Annotated in this window: 23 protein-coding genes; 15 read left to right on the forward strand and 8 right to left on the reverse strand. The window is 60.3% G+C overall.

Features of this window, described 5'->3' with window-relative positions; all coding sequences use genetic code 11:
* The first annotated feature begins 317 nt into the window (after window positions 1-317).
* The 5 genes from speA to ACXAEW_RS19910 all read left to right on the forward strand — a co-directional run bounded on the left by speA (window position 318) and on the right by ACXAEW_RS19910 (window position 6,113).
* Entirely contained in the window at window positions 318-2,243 is a 1,926-nt protein-coding gene (speA, locus tag ACXAEW_RS19890; RefSeq protein ID WP_474943094.1) for a biosynthetic arginine decarboxylase, read from the forward strand.
* A gap of 42 nt (window positions 2,244-2,285) precedes the next feature.
* The gene (locus ACXAEW_RS19895; protein ID WP_474943095.1) at window positions 2,286-3,497 is read left to right on the forward strand and encodes a saccharopine dehydrogenase family protein; all 1,212 of its coding nucleotides are present in this window, start codon (window positions 2,286-2,288) and stop codon (window positions 3,495-3,497) included.
* 143 nt (window positions 3,498-3,640) lie between these two features.
* Complete coding sequence (locus ACXAEW_RS19900; RefSeq protein WP_474943096.1) at window positions 3,641-4,813, forward strand: carboxynorspermidine decarboxylase; 1,173 nt, start codon at window positions 3,641-3,643, stop codon at window positions 4,811-4,813.
* Entirely contained in the window at window positions 4,810-5,673 is an 864-nt protein-coding gene (gene speB, locus ACXAEW_RS19905; RefSeq protein WP_474943097.1) for an agmatinase, read from the forward strand. Before ACXAEW_RS19900 ends, speB begins: the two co-directional genes overlap by 4 nt.
* A gap of 110 nt (window positions 5,674-5,783) precedes the next feature.
* Window positions 5,784-6,113 (forward strand): DUF2218 domain-containing protein, encoded by a 330-nt coding sequence (locus ACXAEW_RS19910; RefSeq protein ID WP_474943098.1) that lies wholly within the window; start codon window positions 5,784-5,786, stop codon window positions 6,111-6,113.
* A 6-nt stretch (window positions 6,114-6,119) separates the two neighbouring features.
* Here ACXAEW_RS19910 and ACXAEW_RS19915 read toward each other — a convergent pair whose 3' ends face one another.
* The 4 genes from ACXAEW_RS19915 to ACXAEW_RS19930 are packed head-to-tail and all read right to left on the reverse strand — an operon-like array spanning window position 6,120 to window position 9,868.
* Window positions 6,120-6,905: a heme ABC transporter ATP-binding protein gene (locus ACXAEW_RS19915; RefSeq protein WP_474943099.1), complete on the reverse strand. Its 786-nt coding sequence runs from the start codon at window positions 6,903-6,905 to the stop codon at window positions 6,120-6,122.
* 1 nt (window position 6,906) lies between these two features.
* Complete coding sequence (locus ACXAEW_RS19920) at window positions 6,907-7,974, reverse strand: FecCD family ABC transporter permease (RefSeq protein ID WP_474943100.1); 1,068 nt, start codon at window positions 7,972-7,974, stop codon at window positions 6,907-6,909.
* Window positions 7,974-8,813 carry a heme/hemin ABC transporter substrate-binding protein gene (locus ACXAEW_RS19925; RefSeq protein ID WP_474943101.1) on the reverse strand — a complete coding sequence of 280 codons (840 nt, stop codon included), beginning with the start codon at window positions 8,811-8,813 and terminating at the stop codon, window positions 7,974-7,976. The genes ACXAEW_RS19920 and ACXAEW_RS19925 overlap by 1 nt, the downstream gene beginning before the upstream one ends.
* A 2-nt stretch (window positions 8,814-8,815) precedes the next feature.
* Window positions 8,816-9,868, reverse strand: a complete 1,053-nt coding sequence (locus ACXAEW_RS19930) for a hemin-degrading factor (RefSeq protein WP_474943102.1) — start codon at window positions 9,866-9,868, stop codon at window positions 8,816-8,818.
* 189 nt (window positions 9,869-10,057) lie between these two features.
* Between ACXAEW_RS19930 and ACXAEW_RS19935 the strand changes: the two genes are divergently transcribed.
* Genes ACXAEW_RS19935 through ACXAEW_RS19960 form a run of 6 tightly spaced genes read left to right on the forward strand, consistent with a single transcriptional unit; the run spans window position 10,058 to window position 14,844 of the window.
* Window positions 10,058-12,079, forward strand: coding sequence for a TonB-dependent receptor domain-containing protein (locus ACXAEW_RS19935; protein WP_474943103.1), 2,022 nt, complete (start codon window positions 10,058-10,060; stop codon window positions 12,077-12,079).
* 16 nt (window positions 12,080-12,095) lie between these two features.
* Window positions 12,096-12,551 carry a hypothetical protein gene (locus tag ACXAEW_RS19940; protein WP_474943104.1) on the forward strand — a complete coding sequence of 152 codons (456 nt, stop codon included), beginning with the start codon at window positions 12,096-12,098 and terminating at the stop codon, window positions 12,549-12,551.
* A complete protein-coding gene (locus ACXAEW_RS19945; RefSeq protein ID WP_474943105.1) occupies window positions 12,551-13,201 on the forward strand; it encodes a MotA/TolQ/ExbB proton channel family protein in 651 nt (216 codons plus the stop codon). Before ACXAEW_RS19940 ends, ACXAEW_RS19945 begins: the two co-directional genes overlap by 1 nt.
* The gene (locus ACXAEW_RS19950; RefSeq protein WP_474943106.1) at window positions 13,185-13,571 is read left to right on the forward strand and encodes an ExbD/TolR family protein; all 387 of its coding nucleotides are present in this window, start codon (window positions 13,185-13,187) and stop codon (window positions 13,569-13,571) included. The genes ACXAEW_RS19945 and ACXAEW_RS19950 overlap by 17 nt, the downstream gene beginning before the upstream one ends.
* On the forward strand, window positions 13,568-13,969 hold the full coding sequence (locus tag ACXAEW_RS19955) for an ExbD/TolR family protein (RefSeq protein WP_474943107.1): 402 nt from the start codon (window positions 13,568-13,570) through the stop codon (window positions 13,967-13,969). Before ACXAEW_RS19950 ends, ACXAEW_RS19955 begins: the two co-directional genes overlap by 4 nt.
* The gene (locus ACXAEW_RS19960) at window positions 13,966-14,844 is read left to right on the forward strand and encodes an energy transducer TonB family protein (RefSeq protein ID WP_474943108.1); all 879 of its coding nucleotides are present in this window, start codon (window positions 13,966-13,968) and stop codon (window positions 14,842-14,844) included. The genes ACXAEW_RS19955 and ACXAEW_RS19960 overlap by 4 nt, the downstream gene beginning before the upstream one ends.
* 15 nt (window positions 14,845-14,859) lie before the next feature.
* Here the strand turns inward: ACXAEW_RS19960 and ACXAEW_RS19965 are convergent, their stop codons facing one another.
* Window positions 14,860-15,807 carry an asparaginase domain-containing protein gene (locus ACXAEW_RS19965; RefSeq protein ID WP_474943109.1) on the reverse strand — a complete coding sequence of 316 codons (948 nt, stop codon included), beginning with the start codon at window positions 15,805-15,807 and terminating at the stop codon, window positions 14,860-14,862.
* A gap of 328 nt (window positions 15,808-16,135) precedes the next feature.
* Here ACXAEW_RS19965 and gcvT point away from each other — a divergent pair, with 328 nt between their 5' ends.
* The 4 genes from gcvT to ACXAEW_RS19985 all read left to right on the forward strand — a co-directional run bounded on the left by gcvT (window position 16,136) and on the right by ACXAEW_RS19985 (window position 21,683).
* On the forward strand, window positions 16,136-17,230 hold the full coding sequence (gene gcvT, locus ACXAEW_RS19970) for a glycine cleavage system aminomethyltransferase GcvT (protein ID WP_474943110.1): 1,095 nt from the start codon (window positions 16,136-16,138) through the stop codon (window positions 17,228-17,230).
* 38 nt (window positions 17,231-17,268) lie between these two features.
* Window positions 17,269-17,634: a glycine cleavage system protein GcvH gene (gcvH, locus tag ACXAEW_RS19975; protein WP_474943111.1), complete on the forward strand. Its 366-nt coding sequence runs from the start codon at window positions 17,269-17,271 to the stop codon at window positions 17,632-17,634.
* Window positions 17,635-17,751: 117 nt separating this feature from the next.
* A complete protein-coding gene (gene gcvP / locus ACXAEW_RS19980) occupies window positions 17,752-20,589 on the forward strand; it encodes an aminomethyl-transferring glycine dehydrogenase (protein WP_474943112.1) in 2,838 nt (945 codons plus the stop codon).
* A 182-nt stretch (window positions 20,590-20,771) separates the two neighbouring features.
* Entirely contained in the window at window positions 20,772-21,683 is a 912-nt protein-coding gene (locus ACXAEW_RS19985; protein WP_474943113.1) for a LysR family transcriptional regulator, read from the forward strand.
* A gap of 6 nt (window positions 21,684-21,689) precedes the next feature.
* Here ACXAEW_RS19985 and ACXAEW_RS19990 read toward each other — a convergent pair whose 3' ends face one another.
* From ACXAEW_RS19990 to ACXAEW_RS20000, 3 genes are all read right to left on the reverse strand, one after another.
* A complete protein-coding gene (locus ACXAEW_RS19990) occupies window positions 21,690-22,649 on the reverse strand; it encodes a glucokinase (RefSeq protein ID WP_474943114.1) in 960 nt (319 codons plus the stop codon).
* A 178-nt stretch (window positions 22,650-22,827) separates the two neighbouring features.
* A complete protein-coding gene (locus ACXAEW_RS19995) occupies window positions 22,828-24,516 on the reverse strand; it encodes a DUF1217 domain-containing protein (protein WP_474943115.1) in 1,689 nt (562 codons plus the stop codon).
* Between the two features lie 142 nt (window positions 24,517-24,658).
* Window positions 24,659-25,930, reverse strand: a complete 1,272-nt coding sequence (locus tag ACXAEW_RS20000) for a replication initiation protein (protein ID WP_474943271.1) — start codon at window positions 25,928-25,930, stop codon at window positions 24,659-24,661.
* Between the last annotated feature and the right edge of the window lie 329 nt (window positions 25,931-26,259).

Consider the following 26,259-nt stretch of genomic DNA (forward strand, 5'->3'; position numbering starts at 1 on the left):
TCCCAAGGCGCTGCATCACCGTGCATGTACGGTGTCACTCCATCGCAACTTGGAATATGTCCTCCCCCCGGCAACAGTCACGAATTTGCACACGGATTGCTCAAAAACGTTCAAATCTGCAAACACGCGCCTGCGTGGCAAAACGGGGCAGAATTCAAATAGAAGTTACAATAAGGCTTGATATTGAATGGACCTGCGCCTAAACCGCAGGCCACCTTTCGACCAACGGGTTGACTGGGGCGCGCGATTCCGGGTTCACCGGCCCCCCTGGCAACATGCAACCGCTGGATTGATAACCTTTGGCAGGGGATCTGCAATTGCCTCAACATCATCCGACCGCGTCTGGCGTTTCCACCGAAACCACGGCGGGCAATCCGAATTTCAGCGGCCTCTATGGCCTGGACCGCTGGGGCGACGACCTGCTGGCTGTCAACGCAGCAGGAGAGGTTGCGCTGCGTGCACCAAACGGTGGTGCGCCCACCTCCTTGCCCAAAGTGATCGAGGCGCTGTCGGAACGCGGCATTTCCGCCCCCTTCCTGTTGCGGGTCCATCATTTTCTGGACGAGGCCCTGCACCATCTGCACGACGCCTTTCAGTCCGCGTTCCAGTCAACCGGCTATACTGGTGTCTATCGCGGTGTGTTCCCGATCAAGGTGAACCAGCAGGCAGAGGTGATCACCCACCTGATGCAGACCGGCCTGCCGCTGCATTATGGTCTGGAAGCGGGTTCCAAACCCGAACTGTTGATCGCCCTGTCCCAGCCCCGCTCGCCGGAATCACTGTTGATCTGCAACGGCTCCAAGGACGAGGCCTTCGTCCGCCTCGCCACCCTGTCGCGCAAGCTGGGCCAGAACACGGTCATCGTGATCGAAAGCCTCGATGAATTTGACGTGGTTCACAAGGTTTCAACCGAATTGGGCATTCGTCCCCTGCTGGGCGTGCGTGTCAAACTGACCGAGCGGGTCACCGGCAAATGGCAGGCCAGCTCTGGCGACCGCTCCACCTTTGGCCTTGGCGCGCATGAACTGGTGACGCTGATCAACCGGATAAAAGACGCCGGTTTCCTCGATTGTCTGGTGCTGCAACACAGCCACCTGGGCAGCCAGGTTCCCGACATCATCGACATCCGCCGCGCCGCGGCCGAAGCCTGCCGGTTCTTTGTCGAACTCACCGCCATGGGCGCGCCGCTGACCCATCTGGATCTGGGCGGTGGTCTGGGCGTCGACTATACTGGCGAACGCCGATCAGACGAGAACTCTGTCAACTATACGGTCGAAGAATACTGCACCAATGTAGTGGAAACCATCCGCTATGCGATGGACGAAGCCGCGCTGCCCCACCCCACCATCGTGACCGAAAGCGGCCGCTTTGTGGTGGCGCATTCCTCGATCTTTGTCTTCAACGTGCTGGGTGCCACGCTGTATGACAGCGCCGACAAGCCGGAAACCTTTGAAAGCGACAACCGCCTGTTGCACGATCTGATGGCGGTAGAGGCATATATCGACAGCAACCGTTTTCAGGAAGCTCTGAACGACGCGATCTATTACCGGGACGAGCTGCGCGCCCTGTTCCGGCGGGGTCAAATCGGACTGGCAGAACTGGCCCGCGCCGAACAAGCCTTCCTCTATCTGACGGCCAAGTTCAAATCCGCCTCCAAGGGCCGCGATATTACCGGTGACGCGCAGGCGCAGCTGGGTTCCTTTGTCGATTACTATTACGGCAACTTCTCCCTGTTCCAATCGCTGCCGGATGTCTGGGCAATCGACCAGCTGCACCCGATTGTGCCATTGCAACGGTTGAACGAAGAACCCACACGTCAGGCCATTTTCAGCGACATCACCTGCGACAGCGATGGCAAGATCGACAAGTTCATCCTGGCCGATGGCGCGGCAGATGCCCTGCCCGTCCATGATCTGAAAGACGACGACCCCTATCACATCGGCGTCTTCTTTGTGGGGGCCTATCAGGAGACCCTGGGAGACCTGCACAATCTCTTTGGCGACGCCAATGTGGTCACCATCTCGCTGGACGGTCACGGCGGGTTCAATATCGAACATGAGACCGAGGCCGATAGTATCGCAGAGGTCATGTCCTATGTGGAATACGACCCGCGCGATTGCCTGGACGCCTTCCGCAAAACGGTTGAAAAGGCTCTGGCCGCCGGTCAGGTCAATACTTCCGAACGCCGTATGATGATTGCGGCTTACAAAGACGCGCTGGCCGGTCATACTTATTTTGACTGATCGGCCTCAGCTCGATTCTGCCCAAAAATGAGGATGGGATACATGGAAAAGGTTCTGGTTGTTGGCGCAGGCGGGGTTGGCTCCGTCGCGGTGACAAAAATGGCAATGCACTCAGAGATCTTTAAGGAGATCACTCTGGCCAGCCGTACGCTGTCCAAATGCGAAGACATCGCCAAAAACGTCAAGGAACGCACAGGCGTCACCATCCGCACCGCGCAGCTGGATGCGATGAATGTGGCCGACACGGTTGCGCTGATCCGTGAGACCGGCGCCGAACTGCTGGTGAACCTCGCCCTGCCCTATCAGGATCTGGTGCTGATGGACGCATGCCTTGAAGCGGGCATTCATTATCTGGACACCGCGAACTATGAGCCGGAAGATGAGGCCAAGTTCGAATACAGCTGGCAATGGGCCTATCAGGAGCGCTTCAAGGAGGCCGGTCTGACCGCGATCCTCGGCTCTGGTTTTGATCCGGGCGTGACCTCGATCATGGCAACCTGGGTGCGCAAGCACAAGCTGGACGGCATCCGCTTGATCGACATTCTGGACTGCAACGGCGGCGACAACGGCAAGCCCTTTGCAACGAACTTCAACCCGGAAATCAACATCCGCGAAGTGACCGCACCTGCGCGTCATTGGGAAAATGGTGCCTGGATTGAATCCCCGGCGATGACCCACAAATATGAATTCGACTTCCCCGAAGTGGGCAAGAAGAACATGTATCTGATGTATCACGAGGAGCTGGAGTCCCTGTCGACCCACTTCCCCGAGATCGAGCGCGCCCGGTTCTGGATGACTTTTGGCGATGCCTACATCAACCACGTCACCGTGTTGCAGAACATCGGCATGACCGGCATTGAACCGGTGGTGCATAACGGCGTCGAAATCATCCCGCTGCAATTCCTGAAAACCGTACTGCCGGATCCTTCCGATCTGGGTGAGCTGACCAAGGGCAAGACCTGCATCGGCGACATCATCACCGGTCCGGCCAAAGACGGCGGCGATGAGAAGACCTATTACATCTATAACATCTGCGACCACGAGGAATGCTATGCCGAGGTCGGCAGCCAGGCCGTGGCCTATACCACCGGCGTGCCTGCCATGATTGGCGCGGCCATGATGATGAAGGGGATCTGGCTCGACCCCGGTGTCTGGAACACCGAACAGCTGGACCCGGATGCATTTATGGACATGCTGAACACCGACGGCCTGCCCTGGCAGGTTGTCGAACTCGACGGCCATCCCGCGTTCTGATCGGTTCAGCACCGTGAGACAAACCGCCGGTCGCGCCAGCGACTGGCACGCGCCTGCCCGCCCCACGGCGGGCGCGTTCCGCACCCGCCCGGGCAGCCGCTCAGCGCTCGTGCACAAACCGGGGACTTGGATCTAAAACACCCATGGACATCAAAGCGCTCTCCAGCAAAAGCTTCGCCACATTCGACCTCAACCGTGTGCCCTCGCCCTGTTTTGTGGTGGATGAGGTCGCCGTTGAACGCAATCTGCGCATCCTGCACGACGTTGCCGACCGCTCTGATGCAAACGTGCTGATGGCGCTCAAGGCGTTCTCTTTCTATGCGATTGCGCCCTTGGTGCAGAAATACCTCTCCGGCACCTGCGCATCCGGCATTTACGAAGCGCGACTGGCGCGGGAAAAATTCGGCGGAGAGGTCACCACCTATTCTGCAGGCTTCAAAGCCGCCGACCTGCCCGAGATCATTCAGCTGTCGGATCACCTGATCTTTAACTCCCCCGCACAAGCCCGCCGCTTTGCGCCGCTGATCGAGACCGCCCGCGCAGAAGGCGAGACCATCAGCATCGGCCTGCGCATCAACCCGGAACATTCCGAAGGCTGGAACGAGAAATACGACCCCACCGCGCCCTGCTCGCGCCTGGGGACGCCAATTTCGCAGATGACCGATGCCGATTGGGAGGGGGTCGAGGGGCTGCATATGCACACGCTCTGCGAACAGGGGTTTGAACCGCTTGCCCGGACCTGGGCCGCATTGGAGCCCAAGATCGCGGAGCTGCTGCCTCGCCTCAAATGGATCAACCTCGGCGGTGGCCACCATATCACCCAACCCGATTATGACCGCGACGGGCTGATCGCCCTGCTCAGCGACATCCGCAGCCGCCATAATGTCGAGATATTTATCGAACCCGGTGAAGCCTGCGCGCTGCATTCCGGCATTCTGGTTGGCGAAATCCTGGATGTGGCCGAAAACCACATGCCGCTGGCGATCACCGATATCTCCGCCACCTGTCATATGCCCGACGTGCTGGAGGCCCCCTATCGCCCCGACCTTATGGGAGAGGTGGACAGCGATCACAAACACCGTCTCGGCGGACCGTCCTGTCTGGCGGGCGATGTGATCGGCGATTATGCCTTCCCGACGCCGCCGAAACCGGGGGATCGCTTCGCCTTCCTCGACCAGTCTCATTATTCCATGGTGAAAACCAACACGTTCAACGGCGTACCGCTGCCTGCAATTGCGCTGTGGAATTCCGACACCGACGCGCTGACCCTGCTGCGCGAACCCAAATACAGTGATTTTCTGGACCGTTTGTCATGACCTATTTCCTTCAGGGTGAACTTTCACCCCAAGAGCGCGATCCTTCCACCGCCCGTTTCCGGGTGATCCCTGTGCCGCTGGAACGCACCGTGTCTTATGGTGCCGGGACCAAAGGCGGACCCGAAGCCATTCTGGAAGCCAGCGTCGAGCTTGAACGCCTGTGGGATGGAACGGAACCCTGCGCCCACGGCATCGCAACCCTTGGCCCTGTGGACTGCACCGGATCCCTGCCGGAAGTGATGGAACGTATCGCCGCCCGCACCGCCGACGCCGTTGAAGCCGGAGCCATTCCGGTGACACTGGGCGGCGAACACGCGCTGTCTTATGGGGCCGTGCGCGGCGTCGCCCGCGCGCTGAACCGTCCCGTCGGGATCGTGCAAATCGACGCCCACGCCGACCTGCGTAAGGCCTATCAGGGCGAACGCCATTCCCATGCTTCGGTCATGCAGCTCCTGGCCGAGGAAGACGGCATCCGCATCGCCCAGTTTGGCGTGCGCGCCATGAGCCAGGAAGAGGTCGACCGCCGCGCCGCCTGCAATATCTTTGCGGTGGATGGCCGTGAACTGGTGACCAAGGGCCTGTCCGCCGTCGACCTGCCCGCCGATTTCCCGGATGATATCTACATTAGCTTTGATGTGGACGGTCTGGATCCGGCAATCCTGCCCGCAACCGGCACGCCCGTGCCCGGTGGTCTGGGGTTCTATCAGGCGCTGGATCTGGTTGCGCACAGCCTCAAAGGGCGGCGTCTGGTTGGTCTGGATGTGGTTGAACTGGCTCCCGAAGGCGCCGACAGCCGCGTTTCGGATTTCACCACCGCCCAGATCACCTATGCGCTGATGGCAATGGCAGACCTGGGCTAACCCCGCAGCTGCGCCACAGAAATTGTGCACCAAAACACAACGCCGCGCTTTGATTTTAAGCGCGGCCCCCTTATGTTGGCATTACCTGAGTTAAAAGATAAGGTTTAGAAATGCCAACCGATACCCCGACGCTCCTCGCGGACACCGGCCGTTTTGACACGCCTCATGCAGCAAAATACCTGCGGCAGCTTTGCAAACACTTCGGCCACAAGGTGGAGGTCGCCTTGGACGAAACCAACCCGGACGCGCCAAGCGCCACAATTGCGTTTGGTATGGGGCCCGCGACGCTCCAGGCAGACGGTGAAACCCTGACCGCCCATGTAACCGCTCCCGACAGCGACGCGCTGGCAAATGCGCGCAGCATCGTCGACAAACATCTGGAACGCTTTGCCTTTCGCGAAGAGTTCACCGAAATGACCTGGGACGCGGCCCAGGCCTGACCTGCCCTAGCAACCGGCGGTATGGGGCAGCAAGAACCATTGCCCCGCCGCTGGGGTTTCATTGCTGCGCACCGCGCAGCCATACACCTCTGACAGCACATCATCGCGCAGGGTCTCCCCCACCCTGCCATCGGCCACCAACCGGCCCGACCGCATCACCAGAACCCGATCCGCAAACATGGCGCTCAGGTTCAGGTCATGCATCACCACCAGAACCCCGCCGCCCTGATCCGCAAAGTCGCGGGCGATCTGCATCACCTGCAACTGATGCGCAATGTCGAGACTTGCAACAGGCTCGTCCAGAAACAGCCAACGCCCTGTCATATCCGCGCCAAGCTGCCAACCGGCCTGACACAGCACCCGGGCCAGCTGACACCGCTGTTGTTCCCCACCCGAAAGCTCTTGATAAAACCGGTTGGCATACCCGCCCAAGCCGACCCGCTCCAGCGCGGCCAGGGCAGGCGTGTCAGTGCCCTGGCCGTCTCGGCTTTGGGCAAGACCCATACGCACCACTTCGATCACCTGAAACGGAAAGGACAGCGGAACCGACTGCGGCAACACCGCCCGGATTTCAGCCAGCGCCCAGGGTTTCGCCGTGGCCACGTTCAACCCGTTCAGCATGACCTGCCCGCCAAAGGCATATTCGCCGGTCACCGCCTTCATCAATGTCGACTTCCCAGAGCCGTTTGGGCCGACAATGGCCGCAACCTGCCCCGGTGCCAAAGTGAAATTCACGTCCCGCAGGATCTCTTTACGGCGCAGCGTGACACTCAGATGATCTACACTCAGCATGTCACAAATCCACCACCGATTGATTGCGCAGCAGGATCCACAGGAACGCCGGCGCGCCAAGCGTAGCAGTCACGATCCCGATCGGCAGCTCCGCCGGCGCCACCACCAGCCGTGCAACAATATCTGCACCCAGCAGCAAGGACGCCCCCAACAGGGCGGCATTCAGCAACAGCCCGCGATGATCCGGTCCCCACACCAGGCGCAGCAGATGTGGCACCACGATCCCAACGAAACCGATACCTCCGGCAATCGCAACCGCCGCGCCAACCGCCGCAGATACCGACAGGATTGCCCCCATTTTGACCCGCTGCACGTCAATCCCCATGTGGTGCGCCGCCGCCTCTCCGAGGGCAAGCCCGTTGAGCCCCCGCCCCAGGGTCAGGCTGAACAGGCAGGCCAGCAGGATCACAGGACCGGCCACCAGCAGCTTGGGCCAACTGGCTCCGGCAAGCGAGCCCATCTGCCAGAACGTCAGTTCGCGCAGCTGGCTGTCGTCGGCCAGATACACCAGCACGCCGGACAATGCGCCGCCAAGCGCACCCAGCACAATTCCCGCCAGAAGCATAGTTGCCACCGAAGTGCGCCCCGACCGGGTTGCCACCTGAAACAGGATCATCATCGAAATCCAGGCTCCAACAAAGGCAAAGACCGGCAGCATCGCCCGCCCAAGCAGCGGCGCAATTCCCCAGGGCAGCACACCGCCCAGAACAATGGCGATAATCGCACCCAGACTTGCGCCTGTGCTCACACCCAGAATGCCGGGATCTGCGAGAGGGTTGCGAAACAACCCCTGCATCACGGCGCCGGACACGCCCAGGGCTCCGCCCACCAACAGACCCATCACCGTGCGCGGAGCCCGAATGTCACTCAGGATCAGCGCCTCAACCCGGTCAATCGGATGCCCCTGCACCAAATCCGCCAGCGCCGACCAGAGCGAAGTGCCCGATGGTCCCGCCGCCAGGCTTGCAACCGAAACAACAGCCAACAGCGCGGCCAGAACCACATGGCCGCGCCGCGCCAGTGCCCGCCGGTCAGCGACAACCGCGCGATGTTCGCTCACCGTCACCATCACCCGGCCTCACCCAGAGCGTCATGCAGGCGGGTCACCGCTTCGGCTATGCGCGGGCCAAACCCCAACAGCAGCAGCCCGTCCATCCGCACCACCGCATCCGCGGCCGCCGCAGGGGTTTCAACCAAGGCAGGCATCGCCCACAGATCCGCATTGCTGCCGCCATGATCGCCACCCCGGTCCATCATCAGGATCACCTCGGGCGCGGCGGCGGCGACGGCTTCGTTGGTCACCGGCTTATAGCCCTCAAAGCTCTGCATCACATTGACGCCCCCCGCCATCTCGATGATCGCATCGGCCGAGGTCCCCTGCCCACCCGCCATAATGCGCCCGCCCTGGGTCGACAGGACAAACATCACCCGTTTGGGCGAACCTGTGTCCGCCGCCACTTTGCCGGAGACCTCTGCAAGCTGCGCCAAGACCTCACCTGCCAGCGCTTCGGCCTTGTCTTCGGCCCCCAATGCCTCCCCTACGGCGCGGATCTTGTTGGCGACCCCGTCCGGAGAATAGACCTCGGGGATCTCCACATAGGTCACGGACGCGGCCTTCAGAAGGTCAACCGTCTCTGCCGGGCCCGCACCTTCTTCGGCCAGGATCACCTTGGGCCCCAGGGACAGCACCCCTTCGGCCGAAAGCGCCCGCATGTATCCCACATCCGGCAAGGCCTGCGCCTCGGGCGGAAATTTCGACGTGGTGTCCCGCGCGATCAGCCGCTCTTCTTCTCCAAGGGCAAAGATGATCTCGGTGACTGACCCTCCGACCGAAACCACATCCCCGGCCCAAACTGTCTGGCCCAGACCTGACAGGACCGCTGCGGCAATCAGATGACGGATACCCATAATTACACCTCCACCGTTTCCAGACGTGGCAATGTGGCCACCATCCTGTCCCACTCTGTACGACACTCCATCTCTCCCTGCCCCACACCAAAGGCCTGAAAGATCAGCCCGCCGTCTTTGTCAAACGCCTCGACCGAGACCGCAGGACCGCGCCGGGTTGGCTTGTGCACGGCCCAGACTTCGGCCAGATGATCCAGTCGCAAATGCAGATTAAAACCGGGGTCCAGAACATTCAGCCATGGCCCCATGGGTTTCAGACTGTGGATCGGCCCGGAATGGATCTGGATACAGCCCATATTGCCAACAAAGACCATAATGGCGAGCCCCTGCGCCTGCGCCGCCTGAAACATCTGCTCCACCGCGCTGACCTGCAGCCGCTGCACAAAAGGCTCACCCGCAATGCGATAGGCCCCCAGCCGGTTCATCTTGAGCCGCGCGGTCAGGCGCATGAACTGATGGGTGTCGGTCATTTTGGACCATTCATCCCGCAGGATCTTCACCTTGGCCGGATCGCCCTTGGGGGCGGGTGTTGCTGCCCGTGGCAGAACCTCCAGATGGTCCACCGGATCAGGTAGGGCGTTGCGGTGCTTGGCAGTCTCCCAGGCCGGAACATAGGCATCGTCCCGCAGGAAAATCTTGTGTACCGCATCCCCTGCGGCATCAAAAATCTGTAACGAGCGGCGCAGGCCGCCTTCGACCTCCCGTTCCACCATAAAAGCGTGCTGCCAATGGCTCGGGAACATGCGCAGGTCAATTGCACCGTTCAGCACCATCCCCGCATGGGGGCCACTGCGATAGTTCCCGTACACGCCGACCTTCTCATGCACACAAGACGCATTACGTGTCAGCGCCATCACCTCCCCCAGGTCCATGGCGATCGACATTGTTGCATCAAGATCCGGCAAGACCGGGGTCACCCCATGCCCGACATAGGCGGCAACCAGCTGCGCCTCGGAAATGCCATTGGCTTCGGCAAAATCGCGATCTCGAAGTTTGGGAGTGTCAGCGCGTCTGGCCCGAATCTCTTCGGGGGACAAAGTCAGCAAAGCAGCCATGATGTGCCCTTTAGTTCAGTGAGAACTTCTGGCTGCCGTAAGAGTGATCCGCGTGGCTGAAGCTTTGTGGTACTTTAATATAGTTGACAATAATAGTAAGAATATATAAACGGTGCAACCCATAACACTCACGAATATCCCGGCCAGCAGGGCGCAAGCACAGGACCAAGGAACGAAAGGAGCCTTCCTGTGCTCAAAACACTCACCCTGCGCGCGGCCCTGGCCGCGTCAACAGCATTGGTTGCCGCCCCTGTTGCATTTGCTCAGGACGCCGATATTTCATTCGAGGACAGCACCTATCTGGGAGAGCTGGTGCTTGGCGAAAGCAAACGCGACGTTGCCACCGAAACTGCCATTCCCACCACCACCATCGACGCAGCCGAGATTCAGGACCGTCAGGCAGGCACCATAGCGGAGCTGATCGATTCGGTGCCCGGCGTCACGCTGGTGAACGGCTCCACCGCTGCCGGATCCGGCATCAACATCCGAGGCGTTGGCGCAAACTCCACCTATGGCACGGACCAGAAAGTGCTGATCCAGGTGGACGGGGCCACCAAAGGCAGCGAAGAACTCTACCGTATCGGCTCTCAGCTTTATACCGATCCCTATCTCTACCGTGAGGTAGAAGTGCGGCGCGGCACCATCGGCTCCTTTGCCTATGGCTCCGGCGTCTTTGGCGGGGTTGTGCGCCTGGAGACCATTGATGCCTCGGATCTGACACAGGGCGAAATCGGCATGCGCCTGCGCCAAACCCTTGAGGCCAGCAGCAATGGCAACGGGCTGGTGTCTTCGACCACACTGGCCTGGCAGCCCACCGCCAATGCGGAGTTTCTGGCCAATTACACCTATCGCAAGCTGGACGTCCGCGAAGATGGCGACGGCCAGGACATCAACCCCGCCGCAGGTGACATCGGCGATCCCTCCTGGCTGGTCAAAGGCAAGTTCACCTTTGGCGAGGCCTTGGATCAAACCCTGACCGTCAGCTATTCGGAAACCGAACAGGACATCAGCGATGTGCCCTACGACAGTTTTGGACTGGCGAATTTCGGCAACGTCGACCGGGAGATCAGCAACAAGGTCGCCACCCTGCGTTACAACTGGAACCCCGCAGACCGCAGCTGGCTGAACCTCACGGCCGAAGCCACATATTCCGACGAAGTGGTAAACAGCCAGGCCATCGACCGCACCGCCGCTGCCGGCACCTTGGCGCTGCTGGATGCGGACAACCAATATGAAACCACCACGCTGCGCCTGAAAAACCTGGCGCTGTTCAGCACCGGAACCGTGGACCATAGTCTGGACACAGGTGTGGAATGGATCAAACGCGACCGCAAGGACGCCACCTCTGGCTCTGCCCCCGGCGGGGTCAAGGATGTGTTTGCCATCTACGCGGTGGACGAAATGCAAATCGGCGACGCCTGGACCATCACGCCGGCGCTGCGCTACGAATCCCAGACCATCGACCCGGACGAGGCCACCGGCCTCGGCGATGTGGAATTTGACAGCGACGCGCTGATGGGCGGCCTTGCCCTGCGCTATGCCTTTGCCAATGGTATCGCGGTCTTTGGCTCTGCCTCCTATACGGAAAACCTGCCGATCATTGACGATGTGCTCTCATCCAGCCTGATTGCCCAGTCGGAAAAAGGCACCACCTATGAAATCGGCGTCTCCTACGAAGGCGACAGCATTTTCTCGGATGGCGATACGCTGGCGGTGAAACTGAACTACTATGACCTGTCCTTACGCGACCTGACCACCTATCGCAGTTTCACACCTGGCAATTCGATCACCTCCATTGACCGTCAGGGCTTTGAACTGGAGGCCGCCTATGCGCTCGCCAGCGGGTTCTATATGGATGTGAACGGCCATATCTCGGACGGGACCTCCACCACAGAAGCCGGGATCGAAGGAGACTGGGCGCAAAACCCCGCCGATACACTGCGGGTGACACTGGGCAAGAAATTCGGCCAGACCCTGGACCTTAGCTGGGAACTGGAAGCCGCAAAAGGATACACCGGCAGCTCTGCCACGTCGCCCGGCTATGGCGTCCACAACCTTCGCGCCACCTTTGTGCCGCAACAGGGCGTGTTTGAGGGCACCCAGATCCGCGTCAGCCTGGAAAACGCCTTTGACAAGCTCTACACCCCGCGCCTTTCGACCCGCGCGGCCACCGGACGCAACCTGAAGCTCTCTGTTTCCAAAGTCTTCTGAACATACGGGACCACAGATGAAAGCGCTCAAAGCCTTTGTCATAACCACCGCAGCGATGTCCTCTCCCTCGGGGGCATCACCTGCCTGGGCCGGAGAATACCCCACCCTCAACATACCTTCTCCGGCCCCTTTATCCCTGGAACTGAACGCGGCGGACACAATTGGTGAATCCTGCCGCCTCTCGTTCCTTCTGCGCAATGAGACCGCCAGCGACATTGACGCCTTTGTCGCTGAAACGGTGCTGTTCTCCGATCAGGGGCAGGTGGCCCTGTTGACCCTGTTTGACTTCGGCACCCTGCCCAAGGACCGCCCCCGCGTGCGTCAGTTTCAGGTACCAGAGGTCTCATGCGATCGGCTCGGCATGGTGCTGATCAACGGTGCCGACACCTGCGACGGCCAAGGTCACACACCCCAAAGCTGCGCGGCTGCCCTGTCGCTCAGCAGCCGCGTGCCCATCAAACTGGAGGGATAATGATGTTCTCACTCGACCCGATCCTGAACCTTCTGAAACTGGGTGGCCCGGTGGTGGCGCTGCTGTCGGCGCTGTCAGTCCTGGCGCTGGCCGTGGTGCTGTTCAAGCTCTGGCAGTTTTCCACCGTTGGAGTCGGCCGCCACGCGGCCCTGCGCCGTGCGCTGACGGAATGGGACAACGGCCAGCGCGACGCCTCGGCCCATACGCTGGCCATGGCAGAGGGGTATCTTGCGCCGCTGGTCTCCCGCGCCATGAGCGCCCCGGCCTCGGATGATCTCCTGTTTCGCTGCGAGGCAGAGGCCGAAGAGCAATTTATGAGGCTCGAACGCGGCTTTCGCATTCTGGACAGTATCGCACAGATGGCCCCGCTTTTGGGCCTGTTTGGCACGGTCCTTGGCATGATCAATGCCTTCCAGTCGCTCCAGGACGCCGGCACCGCCGTGGATCCGTCGCTGTTGGCCGGCGGGATCTGGGTCGCCCTTCTGACCACGGCCGTAGGTCTTGCGGTGGCCATGCCAACCGCGCTTGCCCTGTCCTGGCTGGATGCCCGGATGGAGGCGGAACGCTCCTTTGCCGAAACCGCCTGGACCACAATCCTGAACCCGCGCCAGTGCCCCCCTCGGGTCCAGCCCCATGCCGTCGCGTCCTAAACGGCAGCGCCGCGCGCTTTCGGTCACGTCGCTGATTGACGTGATCTTTCTGCTGCTCCTGTTCTTTATGCTCACGTCCACCTTCACCGAATTCGCGGACGTCGAGCTGATGACAGACAGCGGCGGATCCGGTGCTGCGCAGACAACCAAGGATCTGATGTTCCTGCGTCTGAACAAAGCCGAAATGCACCTGAACGGCCAGGCCATCCCCCCCGGTGATCTGGCGCCAAGGCTCCTCCGGTCCCAGAACGGCGCGCCAATGGTCCTGATCAGCCTTACAGCCGCCACATCCGCCCAAGAGCTGACCGATGCTTTGGTGCGGCTGCGCCAGATCCCTGGCCTCACCCTTACTGTATTGGATCCCGCATGAGACCTCGCGCCCCGCGCCGCACACGCCGCAAACCGGAACCAACCATTGCCCTGATCAACATCGTGTTTCTGATGCTGGTCTTTTTTCTGATTGCAGGCACGTTGACCCAACCGCTGGACACAGAGCTGCAACTGGTCGACACGGCCAAGCTGGACGGCACGGAACCACCGGATGCTTTGGTCATTACCGCCAATGGCGATCTGCGGTTTCGCGGCGCTGTGCTGCACGACGGGCAGCCCTATCTGGACACGCTGGCCCCAGAGTCCCCTGCCCGCATCCTGCCGGATCGTGCCGCCCCTGCCGCCCGGCTGGTCTCTGTTGCGCAACAGCTGCGAGCCCAAGGCGCGGACCGGGTGATGATCGTGACCCAGCGCAGCCTCAAAGGGTCCGGTTCATGAATGCAGCCACGCCTCCTCATGCCGCCATGGCAGGCGTCGCAGCCCTGTCCTTGTCGATCCTTCTGCATATGGCCGGCGGTCTGCGGCTCGCGGTGCCCACCCCCCCGGTCGAGATCGCAGGCGGCGGCCCGGTCGCCATCAGCCGTTTGGGCAACAGTTTCCGCGATGTGGCCCAGGGCAGCGCGCAGGCCGCTCCGCCTCAGACTGTGCCCGCGCTCCAACCTCAGCACACGCAACCGTTAAAAGCCGCCAACCAAATCCCGCCCCAACAGGCCGCTCTGACCCAGCCAGATTTGAACCCGGCGGTCGACCCGATCAAAGCCAGCACCGTGACACCGGTATTGACCCGCCCCCTTAAACCAACAACCGCACAAAGCACACACCCGCACCTCAGCTTGCCCCCAACGCGAGCTGAAACCCGGCTGACCGCCCAACCTGAAACCCCGCCCGACCTCCAGCCAAAGCCCAGGCCCGCCGCAAAACCTGTGGAAAAACTACCCTCGAACCACGGGGGCGCACGGGCAGAACGTCAGGGCTCTGCAGACGGCCAGCGCTCCGAAACAACGGCACGGGCGTCCGCCGCCAAACCCGCCACCGGATCGTCTGCCGCTGGCAATGCAGATCTGACAAATTACGCGGGCAAAGTCTGGCGCAAGATCCAGCGCGCGCGTCCCAACAGCAACCATCGGGGTACAACCGTCATTGCGCTCTCGATCTCGGAACGCGGGCGACTGACTGGGGTCAGCGTTGCCCGCAGTTCAGGCTCGCCGCAATTGGATCAACTGGCGCTGCGGGCCGCACGCAAGGCAGCCCCTTTCCCCGCGCCCCCGGATCGCAAGGCGCATCGGTTCACCTTCAAGGTGCGCGGCAAGTAACTGCGCACCTTTACGCTACATCGTGATGTCACCACAGACCGGCGTTTCAACATAGGCGCGCAGATCCGCACCCTCAAACCGCGACAGGCCCATCATCAGCTTGGCATAACCTGCCTCCAGCGTCAGATCCTTACCATCCATCGCCCGCGCCTCGGCCAAGGCGGCACCGGCGCTGTAGGTGCCCATGACCATACCGCCGGCCGCACATTGGCTGATCGCCAGAACCGGCACATCCCGCGCAGCCAGATCACGCAGAAACCCACGAAACGCAGCATCACCCGGCACATTGCCCGACCCGAAACAGCGCAGGATCACCCCATCAGCGCTTTTGCACATCTCCCCCAACATCGCAGCCTGAAGGCCCGGGGTCAGGGTGATCACCGCAATCGCTTTCTCGCTGTAGCTATGGCAGTGGAACAGATCCGCCGCGATCCGGGGCTCCACATCCCGGCGGTCCGCGCCAAAGGCATCATGGGCCACGGAATGCACCTTCTGCACCCGCGTCCCCGGCAGCAGCTGCCCGGCAAACTGTACCCAGACCCCGGCGGCTGCGCTACAGGCCGCGGCCATGGCCTCGATCAGATTGCTTTCCCCGTCATTCTCCGGAACGCTCAGCGGCACCATGGACCCGGTCACCACAACCGGCTTCTCCAGCCCCTCCAGCGCCAGCGCCAAAGCCGCCCCGCAAAAGGCCAGCGAATCCGTGCCGTGGATCACCACAAACCCGTCATGGCTGGCATGACGCGCGGCAATCTCTCCGGCGATCCAGTTCCAATCGGCAACCGTAGCCTGCGAGCTGTCAATCAGCGGATCGGCCAGCACAATGTCATAGCCCCCCTGAACCTGACCCTCCGCAACCAGTCGCGCCAGCGTATCCTCGACCAGCCCCGCCTTGGGCGCAAACCCCGTCGGAGTGGCAACGCTGCCAATCGTTCCCCCGGTGTGAATAACACAAAGCCGCATGGCCAACCCTCCTGATCACTGTCGCTGTCTCGTCTGTGGCCAAATGCCCGCCACCCTTCTTCTGGTCAAGCCCCGCCTCCGGGACGGCATCCCGCAATAGGTATTCGTTATGCCTTCTTCACCCCGACCAAATACCCCCCTTCACAAAGCCGCAAACCTGAGATAGACGGCAAAAATCGACAGTTTATATCCGTTTCGCGGCATAATGCGGGTCTTGCATCACATCTCTTTGTTGGAAATCCTGTTGCCAATAGGGAATTAGTTTCCTATAGGAAACATATCAGGTTCCTTGAACCGATTGACCCTCTCCAATTGCAAAGGCCTCATGATGACCGACGCTGCACGCAAGACACCGCTTTATGATCTGCACCTCGAACTGGGGGCCAAGATGGTTGATTTTGCGGGCTGGTCCATGCCGGTACAATATCCGTCCGGGATTATGGCCGAACACGCGCAATGCCGGGAAAAAGCCGCGCTGTTTGACGTCTCACACATGGGTCAGGTGATCCTGCGGGACACCTCCGCGGCGGCCGCGCTGGAAACTCTGGTCCCCGCCGCACTGCAAACCCTGCCCGAAGGCAAGGCGCGCTATACCCAGTTCACGAATGACGCGGGCGGCATTCTGGACGATCTGATTGTATCCAACGCCGGCGATCACCTCTTTGTGGTGGTCAACGCCTCCATGCGGGATCAAGACCTGCCGCTGATGGCCACGCTGGACGGGGTTGAACTGACCGAGATCACCGATCACGCGCTGATCGCGCTGCAAGGGCCCAAAGCTGAAGAGATCCTCGCCCCGCTCTGCCCCGCCGCTGCAGAGCTGACGTTCATGGAAACCACCGCCGCCACGCTTCTGGGCACGCCCGTGCGGATATCGCGCCTCGGCTATACCGGCGAAGACGGCTATGAAATCTCGATCCCCGAAGACAAAGCGGTCGAGATCACCCGCGCCCTTCTGGCCCATGACGATTGCGCCCCCGCAGGCCTTGGCGCCCGCGACTCGCTGCGGCTCGAAGCCGGACTGTGCCTCTACGGCAATGATATCACGCCCGAAACCTCCCCGATCGAGGCCGGGCTGATCTGGTCGATCCAGAAGAAACGCCGCGAGGGAGGCGGCTTCCCCGGTGCCGCCCGCATCCAGTCCGAAATCACCGATGGCCCCGCGCGCAAACTGGTCGGCATAAAGCCCGCTGGCCGCGCCCCTGCGCGCCAAGGTGTCGAAATCCAGTCCGAAACGGGCGCGCCCCTGGGCCAGATCACATCGGGCGGCTTTGGCCCCACCGTCGGCGGCCCGGTTGCCATGGGCTATGTTGCCACCAGCCACACCACCCCCGGCACCCCCGTCCATCTGATTATTCGTGGCAAGGCACAGCCCGCAACGGTTGTCGCCCTGCCCTTTGTTGCGCAAAACTACAAACGCTAACCCTCGCCTTCTCTCTCTCTTTGCAAGGAGCGCCCTCAATGACCACCTACTACTCCGAAGAACACGAATGGCTCACCGTCGAAGGTGACGTGGCCACGCTTGGCATCACCCAACATGCCGCAGACCAGCTGGGCGACATCGTTTTTGTCGAACTGAAAGAAGAAGGCGATGACTTCTCCCAGGGCGACGACATCGGCGTCATCGAAAGCGTCAAGGCCGCGTCCGAGGTCTATGCCCCCGTCGACGGCGAAGTGATCGAGGCCAATGAAACCCTGGCCAACACCCCCGCCGCACTGAACGAACAGCCCGAAGCCGACGCCTGGATCTACAAGATCAAGCTGACAGACCCCTCCCAGCTCGAAGAGCTGATGGATCTGAACGCCTACAAAGAGTTCATCGGCTAAGCCATAGATCCTGCGCGAAGGGGACGCACGCCGCCCCTTTCATCTTTTCCCAAATACTTCCGCCGGAGGCTCCCGCACCTTCGGCCCGCGCTGCCCTTTTCTGAACGGAGCACCACGATGGCGTTCAAACTCACTGATTACCAAGCCTATGATTTTGCCAACCGCCGCCACATCGGCCCCTCGCCCCAGGAAATGGCGGAGATGCTTAAACAGATCGGCTTCAAAACACTGGACGATCTGATCGACGCCACCGTGCCGGACAGCATCCGCCAGAAACAACCGCTGGACTGGGGCCGCGCCCTGTCGGAACGGGACGCGCTGCACCATATGCGCCAGGTCGCAAACAAGAACACCGTGCTGCGGTCTCTGATCGGTCAGGGCTATTACGGCACTGCCACGCCTGCGCCGATCCTGCGTAACATCTTGGAAAACCCCGCCTGGTACACCGCCTATACCCCCTATCAGCCGGAAATTTCCCAAGGCCGTCTGGAAGCGCTCCTGAACTATCAGACCATGGTCTCGGACCTTACCGGTCTCGACATTGCAAACGCGTCGCTCCTGGATGAATCCACCGCCGCAGCCGAGGCGATGACCATGGCAAAACGCTCTGCCAAGTCGAAATCCAACGCCTTCTTTGTCGATGAAAACTGCCACCCGCAGAACATCGCCGTGATCCAGACCCGCGCCAAACCGCTGGGGATCGAAGTGATCATCGCCGACCCGGACACGCTGGACGCCACCGCCGTCTTTGGTGCGATCTTCCAGTATCCCGGCACCTATGGACATGTGCGAGATTTCACCAATCAGATGGACGCACTCCATGAAAACAAGGCGCTGGGGATTGTCATCGCCGACCCGCTGGCGCTGGCGCTTCTGAAATCGCCGGGTGAAATGGGCGCGGATATCGCCGTGGGTTCGACCCAGCGCTTTGGCGTGCCCATGGGCTTTGGCGGACCTCACGCGGCCTATATGGCAACCCGCGATCAATTCAAACGCGCCATGCCCGGCCGGATCATCGGGGTTTCGGTCGACGCCCAGGGCAACCCGGCCTATCGTCTGGCGCTACAGACCCGCGAACAGCACATCCGCCGCGAAAAAGCCAACTCCAACGTTTGCACCGCCCAGGCGCTGCTGGCGGTCATGGCCTCCATGTATGCGGTTTATCACGGCCCCGACGGGATCAAGGCGATTGCCCAGACCGTTCACCGCCGCGCCGCGCGTCTGGCCAATGGGCTGGAAGAAAACGGGTTTACAGTTGAACCCAAGGTCTTCTTTGACACCATCACGGTTGAGGTCGGCGCGCTGCAACGCACCGTCATGCAGGCCGCTGTGGCCGAAGGTATCAACCTGCGCAAAGTCGGCACCACCAAGGTCGGCATCTCGGTTGATGAGATGACCCGTTATGACACAATCGAGGCCGTCTGGCGCGCCTTTGGCATTACCCGTAAGGCCACCCGCGACGCGGCCTATCGCCTGCCGGACGCCTCTTTGCGCACCTCGGAATATCTGACCCACCCGACCTTCCACCGCAACCGCGCCGAGGCCGAGATGACGCGCTATATGCGCCGTCTGGCCGACCGCGATCTGGCGCTGGACCGTGCGATGATCCCGCTTGGCTCCTGCACCATGAAGCTCAACGCGACCATTGAAATGATCCCGGTGACCTGGGCGGAATTTGCCGATCTGCACCCCTTTGTGCCCAAGGATCAGGCCACCGGCTATTATGAGATGATCGACGATCTCAGCGACAAGCTCTGCCAGATCACCGGATATGACGCGATCTCCATGCAGCCGAACTCAGGCGCGCAGGGCGAATATGCGGGGCTGATGACCATCCGCAATTATCACGAAGCGCGCGGTGACGCGGATCGCACCGTCTGCCTGATCCCGACCTCCGCCCACGGCACCAACCCGGCCACCGCACAAATGGTCGGCTACAAGGTGGTGCCGGTGAAATCGGATGAGGACGGCAATATCGACACCGCCGATTTCCGCGCCAAGGCAGAGAAATACGCCGACACGCTGGCCGCCTGTATGATCACCTACCCCTCCACCCATGGTGTGTTTGAAGAAACCGTGCAGGAGGTCTGCGCCATCACCCATGAATTTGGCGGGCAGGTCTATATCGACGGCGCCAACATGAACGCCATGGTGGGGCTCTCGCGTCCCGGTGACATCGGCGGCGACGTCAGCCACTTGAACCTGCACAAAACCTTCTGCATCCCCCACGGCGGCGGCGGCCCCGGCATGGGCCCCATCGGTGTAAAATCCCACCTGACACCTCACCTGCCCGGCCACCCGGAACATGATGATGCGGTGGGTCCGGTGTCCGCTGCACCCTTTGGTTCGCCCTCGATCCTGCCGGTCTCCTGGGCCTATGTGCTGTTGATGGGTGGCGAAGGCCTGACGCAAGCGACCAAGGTTGCAATCCTCAATGCCAATTACATCGCAGCCCGGCTCAAGGGCGCCTATCCGATCCTTTACACCTCCAAATCCGGGCTGGTGGCGCATGAATGTATCCTTGATACCCGCCCGCTGAATGAGGCCGGGAATATTACCGTGGATGATGTGGCAAAACGTCTGGTGGATTCCGGCTTCCACGCGCCGACCATGTCCTGGCCCGTCGCAGGCACGCTGATGGTGGAGCCCACAGAATCCGAACCCCAGGCAGAGCTGGACCGGTTTGTGGATGCGATGCTGTCCATCCGGACTGAGGCGCAGGCGGTGATTGACGGCGAAATAGATCCTGAAAACAACCCGCTGAAACACGCCCCCCACACGGTGCGAGACCTGGTGGGCGACTGGGATCGACCGTATTCCCGCGAACAGGCCTGTTTCCCGCCGGGTGCGCTCGGCGTCGATAAATACTGGCCGCCCGTGAACCGAGTCGACAATGCCTATGGCGACCGCAATCTGGTTTGCACCTGCCCGACCATGGAAGATTACGAAGAATAAGCGCAAATCTTACGATCAAAATTTACAACTTCTAGGAACCAGGGTGGTAAAACGCCCTGGTTTTGTCATTTTAGTAAAAAAACCCATCACATCAGCATAAAGTGTTTCATGGTTGCAATATTTGTCCGGTAGAATCTGGGTATTGGAAATACTCCCCCAGTTCCTTGTTTTCGGTCACGATTATGAAAGCCAAAGTCAGTTTTAAGCAGCTCCAGGCCTTAGAGGCGGTGGCGCGACACGGAAGTTTTACGCTTGCGGCGCGTGAACTCGGCGTATCACAACCAACTGTTTCAAATCTGATTTACACGCTAGAGCGGCAATTTAACTGCCGCCTTCTGGACCGCAGCGGCAACACCATCACCCCAACTGAACAATTCATGCAAATCGGCGGCCATGTAAAATCGGTGCTCGCGCTGAGCGAAACCATTACGCGCCACCTGGTTTCAGGTCAGGATCTGGTCACGGGGCGTTTTGAAATCGGCTATTCCGTGCATCAGATCGCCATTCCCATTATCGCCGAATTTGTCAGATCCTACCCGGAACTGCAGGTCAACGCCTGTGGCGATTCCGCCCAGGATCTATTGGAGGATCTGCGCAACGGTCAGCTTGATGTGGCCTTTATCACGGCGCAGCATCTGCCCAGCGATCTGACCGGAGTTGAAATCTGCAGCACCCGAATTGGCCTTGCCGTGCCAATCAACGATCCGCTGGCGCAAAAGCCCACATTGAACTGGCACGATGTTGCCACCCTGCCCCTGATCCAACGTATGCCGGGATCAGGCACGCAAAAGATCTTTGATGCCGCCGCCCGTCGTCGCGGCGTGCCCCCGAAACAGACCTTGCGGTTTGGCAGCTGGAGTTCCGCAGTGTCGCTGGTTCAACAGCGCCTCGGTCTGGCCATCGCGCTGGAACGGGAATGTCAGGATGAAACCGACGTTTGCTTTATCCCCATCAACGACCCCCTGCTCAGCGCCAAACATCTTCTGGTCTGTCAGCAGGCCCTGCGCGAAACCGCCCCGATCCAGCGCTTCCTGGAAACCGCCAACACACATGCCTGCAGCGGCACAGAAACCGTCACAGCCAAGACAGCCTGATCCCGCCTACATGTGCTGGACGCAGTTTCGGGCACCAATCAGACCAAAATTCTCGTTTTCATAAAGATAAACAGGCACATGCAGACGCCAGTCGGTATACCGCCCCCCGGCATTGAACGCCGCCAGAAAAGCGGAATCCAGCACATTCGGGTTCTTCTGCACAACGCCGCCAGTGACAAACACACCGCCAAGCGCCTTGACCGTCACCGCCAGATCCCCGGCCACCGCACCCAGATATTCGCCAAATAACGCCACCGTACGCACGGCGACCGGGTCCTGCCCGGCCTCTGCGGCGGCAAAGATCTGCGGCCCCTCCAGCGCGTTGGCCTCAACTCCCATTGCCTTGGCCACCGCAGCATAGAAATGCGGCAGACCGGTTCCCGACAACAGTGCTTCGGCCTCAACCGTCAGATCGGACATCGCAGCCTCGGGCCATTCTGCGATTAGGGCTTCAAACACCGGCACCAGCTCTGCACGGCGGGGGCCAACGCTGACATGGCCGCCCTCCCCCGGGATCGCCACAGGCCGCCCATCGTCAAAAACCAGCGCGCCAACGCCCAGGCCGGTACCCGGCCCGATGATCAACCGCGCGCCCTCGTGAAAACCGCCCTGCCCCTGCAGTTGGGTGACTTCGCGCACCGTCACCGTTTCCAGAGACCAGGCCGCAGCTTCAAAATCATTGAGAATCCGCGCCGACTGCGCCCCGCAGGCCTGAACCAACCCGGCTTCACTGGCGGACTGATTGGCATTGGTCAATGTCACGCGCCCATTGGCGACAATCCCAGCTGCTGCCATCACCACATGCGCTGGCGCGGAGCCCTCGGCCGCAACAAAATTCGCACAGGCCTGCTCCAGCCAGATATCCCCCTTGCTGGGCAAGGTTTGATTGCGCAGCATGCGCCCGTCTTCAGACACCGAAGCAAGACGCATATTGGTCCCGCCGACGTCGGCAATCAAATTCCACATTGCGCCTCTCCCCGAAACTGATGTTACCGCTACCGTCCATTATGCCAATGACATAGCAGAGGTAAACCAGTCTATGCGCTCTGCGCATGAAACGTCAAAGGCGCCGGGGATCACTGCGTCGCAAAACGCACCGTTTCAGGTTCAACGCGCGCAGCCGGTGTAGACTCCGGAAAATCCGTCAGCTGAACAGGCTCAACAACACGCTGCTTGTATCGGCCGTGGTGTCCGCCTCCGCAAGCGCCAGATATCGGTTTCGCATTGTTTCGATACTGTCAGACTCCAACAGTTCGGTAATCGAAGAGGTTCCAAACAAGGCTTCTGTCCGCGCTTGGATATCTTCGACCTGACGGTCAACATCCAGCGCTCCAAAGGAGCTCGGCAATCCCAGAACCGTTTCAAACACTTCGCGCAGCGGGTTCGACGCAATGACAGAGTACCAATGCGCCGTATCGCTCCCCCCGCCCTGAACAATCGTTTCCAGGCCCGGCTCAAACGATAGGGCATACCGCAAGGTTGCATCTTCTTCGCCCACCGCTTCCAGAAACTCCTGATCCAGATACCGGTCAAGGATCGCCTGCCCAAAACCTGCAGGATATTCAATCCCCCCCTCTTCAACCGGCTGGGGAATATCAAACGCACGGGCAAAATTTTCAAACCTTGAATCACGCTGGCTGACAAAATTTGCGAAGGAGTTCGGATCGGACAAATCCGATTCAAGGATGCGTCTCAGATAATCCTGCTCATACTGGTTTTGGGTGGTATTGGTGCCGTCGGTGTTGATCTGAAAGAATTCAAGACCAAAGAAATCCGGCGCATTCAGCAAATACCCAAAGTTAGAGAAGTAATCGCCCGCGTCTTCCAGCGGTTCACCAACCGCATCCAGCATCTCTTCCAGGCGTCCTTCAAACGGCGCTGGGGGCTCTTCCCCATCTGGCGTAGCGGCGATCAGCGCGGCATGGTCCGCCCGGGCGGGAAATTCAAACGCCCCGGCCAGCGCCAAAAACCGCTTGTCCTCTGCCTGGTTTGCAACGGAGTTTTCATCATCCAGATCCGAGTTGAGGACATCGCGCAGATAATCAAGATCCTCCTCCGCGCCATCAAGGCCAAACAGATCCAACGCAGATTGCAACAGCTCCGGGCTGTCAAGCAGATCATCCGCGGATTGCAGGTCAACCGCCTCGTCGCTAAACAGATTGGCAAAACTGTAAATCGTGGCCTCCCCCTCGGGGGCTACCGTCTGCTTGTTCTTGTAATCAAACGCCTCGGCAAAACGCAGAAGATTGTCATTGTTCAATTTGTTTACAAAAGAATTCTGGTCTGCGGGATCTGACTCCAACACCTTCTGCAGGAACAGAGTGTTGTTCGAAAATTCTTCAATCTCGAAATGTTCCAACGCCGCACGCAACACAGCGCGATCCTGCGATGTTTCTCCGGCCAGGAAAGCCTCTGGATCATCATAATTGGCAAGTTGCTCCAAAACCGGGTCAGCGGCTGTCAGGCTGCTCAGCTGCGGGCCGCCTTCGCCCCCGAAATTGAACGCGCTCGCAAGATCAAGATACCGCGAATCCGACAGGCGGTTCGGCAATGACGAGCTATCGCTCGGGTCGGCCTCCAGCACCTTGCGGATCAGCCCTGTATTGCCGATATCCTCCTGCAAACCAAAGGCCCCCAGAACCACCGACAGCATGTTTCGATCCGCCATCAGATCGTCAACGCTCTGGATATCGTTCAGCTTCTCGATAAAGCCTTCGGTCTCCCGCTGCACCACGGAGGATTCAGACAGCCGCTGCTGCTGCTCCTCGCGGGTGCGCACAAGATAGTTATATCCGGTCAGACCACTTCCTAGCAAAACGGGAGAGAAATTCATTCCGACACCTATGAGTTCTCATCTTAAATGGCGCAATTGCGTTGCGTTCGCTTCAAAAGGACCGCGCTGCTTACCTGCAATTACACACCCCTCAGGCAAACAGGCTACGCAAAACTGCCTAAAAAGAGATTAAGCGCGTCGGTTAAACCGCCAGATCGTCAAAGGCTCCGGGCATCAGCTCGCTCCAGAAATCCACCATTTCATGTTCCAGCAGCGCAGCCGCCCAGCCCGCCCGGCGGAACTCACTGCGCTCCAGCTCATCTTCCAGCCGACTCAGGAACAGACGTTTGTCCGCATCCCGCTGCGTCGGAGACCGTTCAGCCGCCAGATCGCGAATACGCTCCAGCCGCGCCGCACGCAGCCCTCTTTCGCGCGCCTTGGCCTGATCGCGCTCGGCCTCTTTGCGGGCCAATTCTGCGCGTTCGGCCTCCACACGGGCCACGATCTCGGGATCCGCCTTGGGCTTTGCCGGGGCCTCGTCCTTGTAATCATCGCGCAGGGCTGCCGTCAGATAGCGCACAGGGCTTTCGATTCCCTTACGCCCGCCCAGATAATCCAGCTTCTCAGAGACGTAATCCTCCCCATGCTCGGCAATCCACTGCCGTGCCAGCCGGTCCGAAACCCCAACCGCCAGCAACCGCTGATAAACCGCGCCCTGCCGCACCCCGGCCCCGTCATCAATATCCAGCATCGCCAGCTGCGGGTTCTCCTTGATCAGAAAACGCAGCTCGGCCACCTGCCGCCCCATCTTCTTGAACTCAGGCGTCAGGATGATGTTGGACGTCTTGTTGACCTCCGTCACCGCGGGTTTGATCACCTTGGCGTTCAGATGTTTGAAACTTTCGTAATAGGCGCTGCCATCAACACCCATCAGCCGCCGAAAGAGATCAATCGGCCACCAGCCCGTCGACCCCGTCCGCACAAAGCGATAGCAGTTCTCATACAGTGCCAGCGCATGGCCCGAGGTAAATCGCCGCTGGATGTTCAGATTGATCAGGGCAAAGACCTTGGGGTCGTGCAGCTTTTCCGCAAGGGCCGGGGAATAGGCGTACTCACAGATCCCGCCCGACAGTTTGGCATAGGACAACAGCGACGACACCCCCCACTCCTGCCGCCCCTCTTCATCCAGCATGTCCCATTCGGCAACGGTTTCGGCAAGCGAGCGCAGCGACTGTTTCAGCGTCTCCATATCATTGGAGTTATAGCCCACCATCATACACAGCGTGCGCGCATCAATCTGATGCTTCTGCTTGGTGGTCAGCGCATCATAGGCATTCAGCAAAAGCACATTCGACAGCTTGCGCTGCAGCAACGTCAGCTTTCCCGAGATATGGATCGCCGCCACATTCTTTTTGACCGATTGCCGTCTGAGCGGCCCGGTCAACTGCGTATGGGGAATATCACCCTGCTCCATCGCCATTTTGAAACAGCCTGTCCTATATATGCTCATCCACCGATTCTGCGCGGCGGCTTTGTCTTGGGTCTTTATGCCATAAAAAGGTACCCGCGCTCAATCCTTGGTCAGGGTCCCATGAAAGGGACCCATTTACGGGAAAGCCCCGTCCCGCAAACGGGTTCCTTTGTCCCCTGCCCTGCAAAAAACCCTGCCCCTTAGCGTGATTTTGCGGCAGACTGCCCCGTAAACAGAGTCTGAAAACCTCAATATAGAGCCAAACCGGGAATCGGTGCCCCTCTCCCTGAGAATCGGAACCTGTAATCCTGCTCTCGGGTGCCATTGATCCC

Source organism: Epibacterium sp. ABZ3_068, from assembly GCF_056159265.1.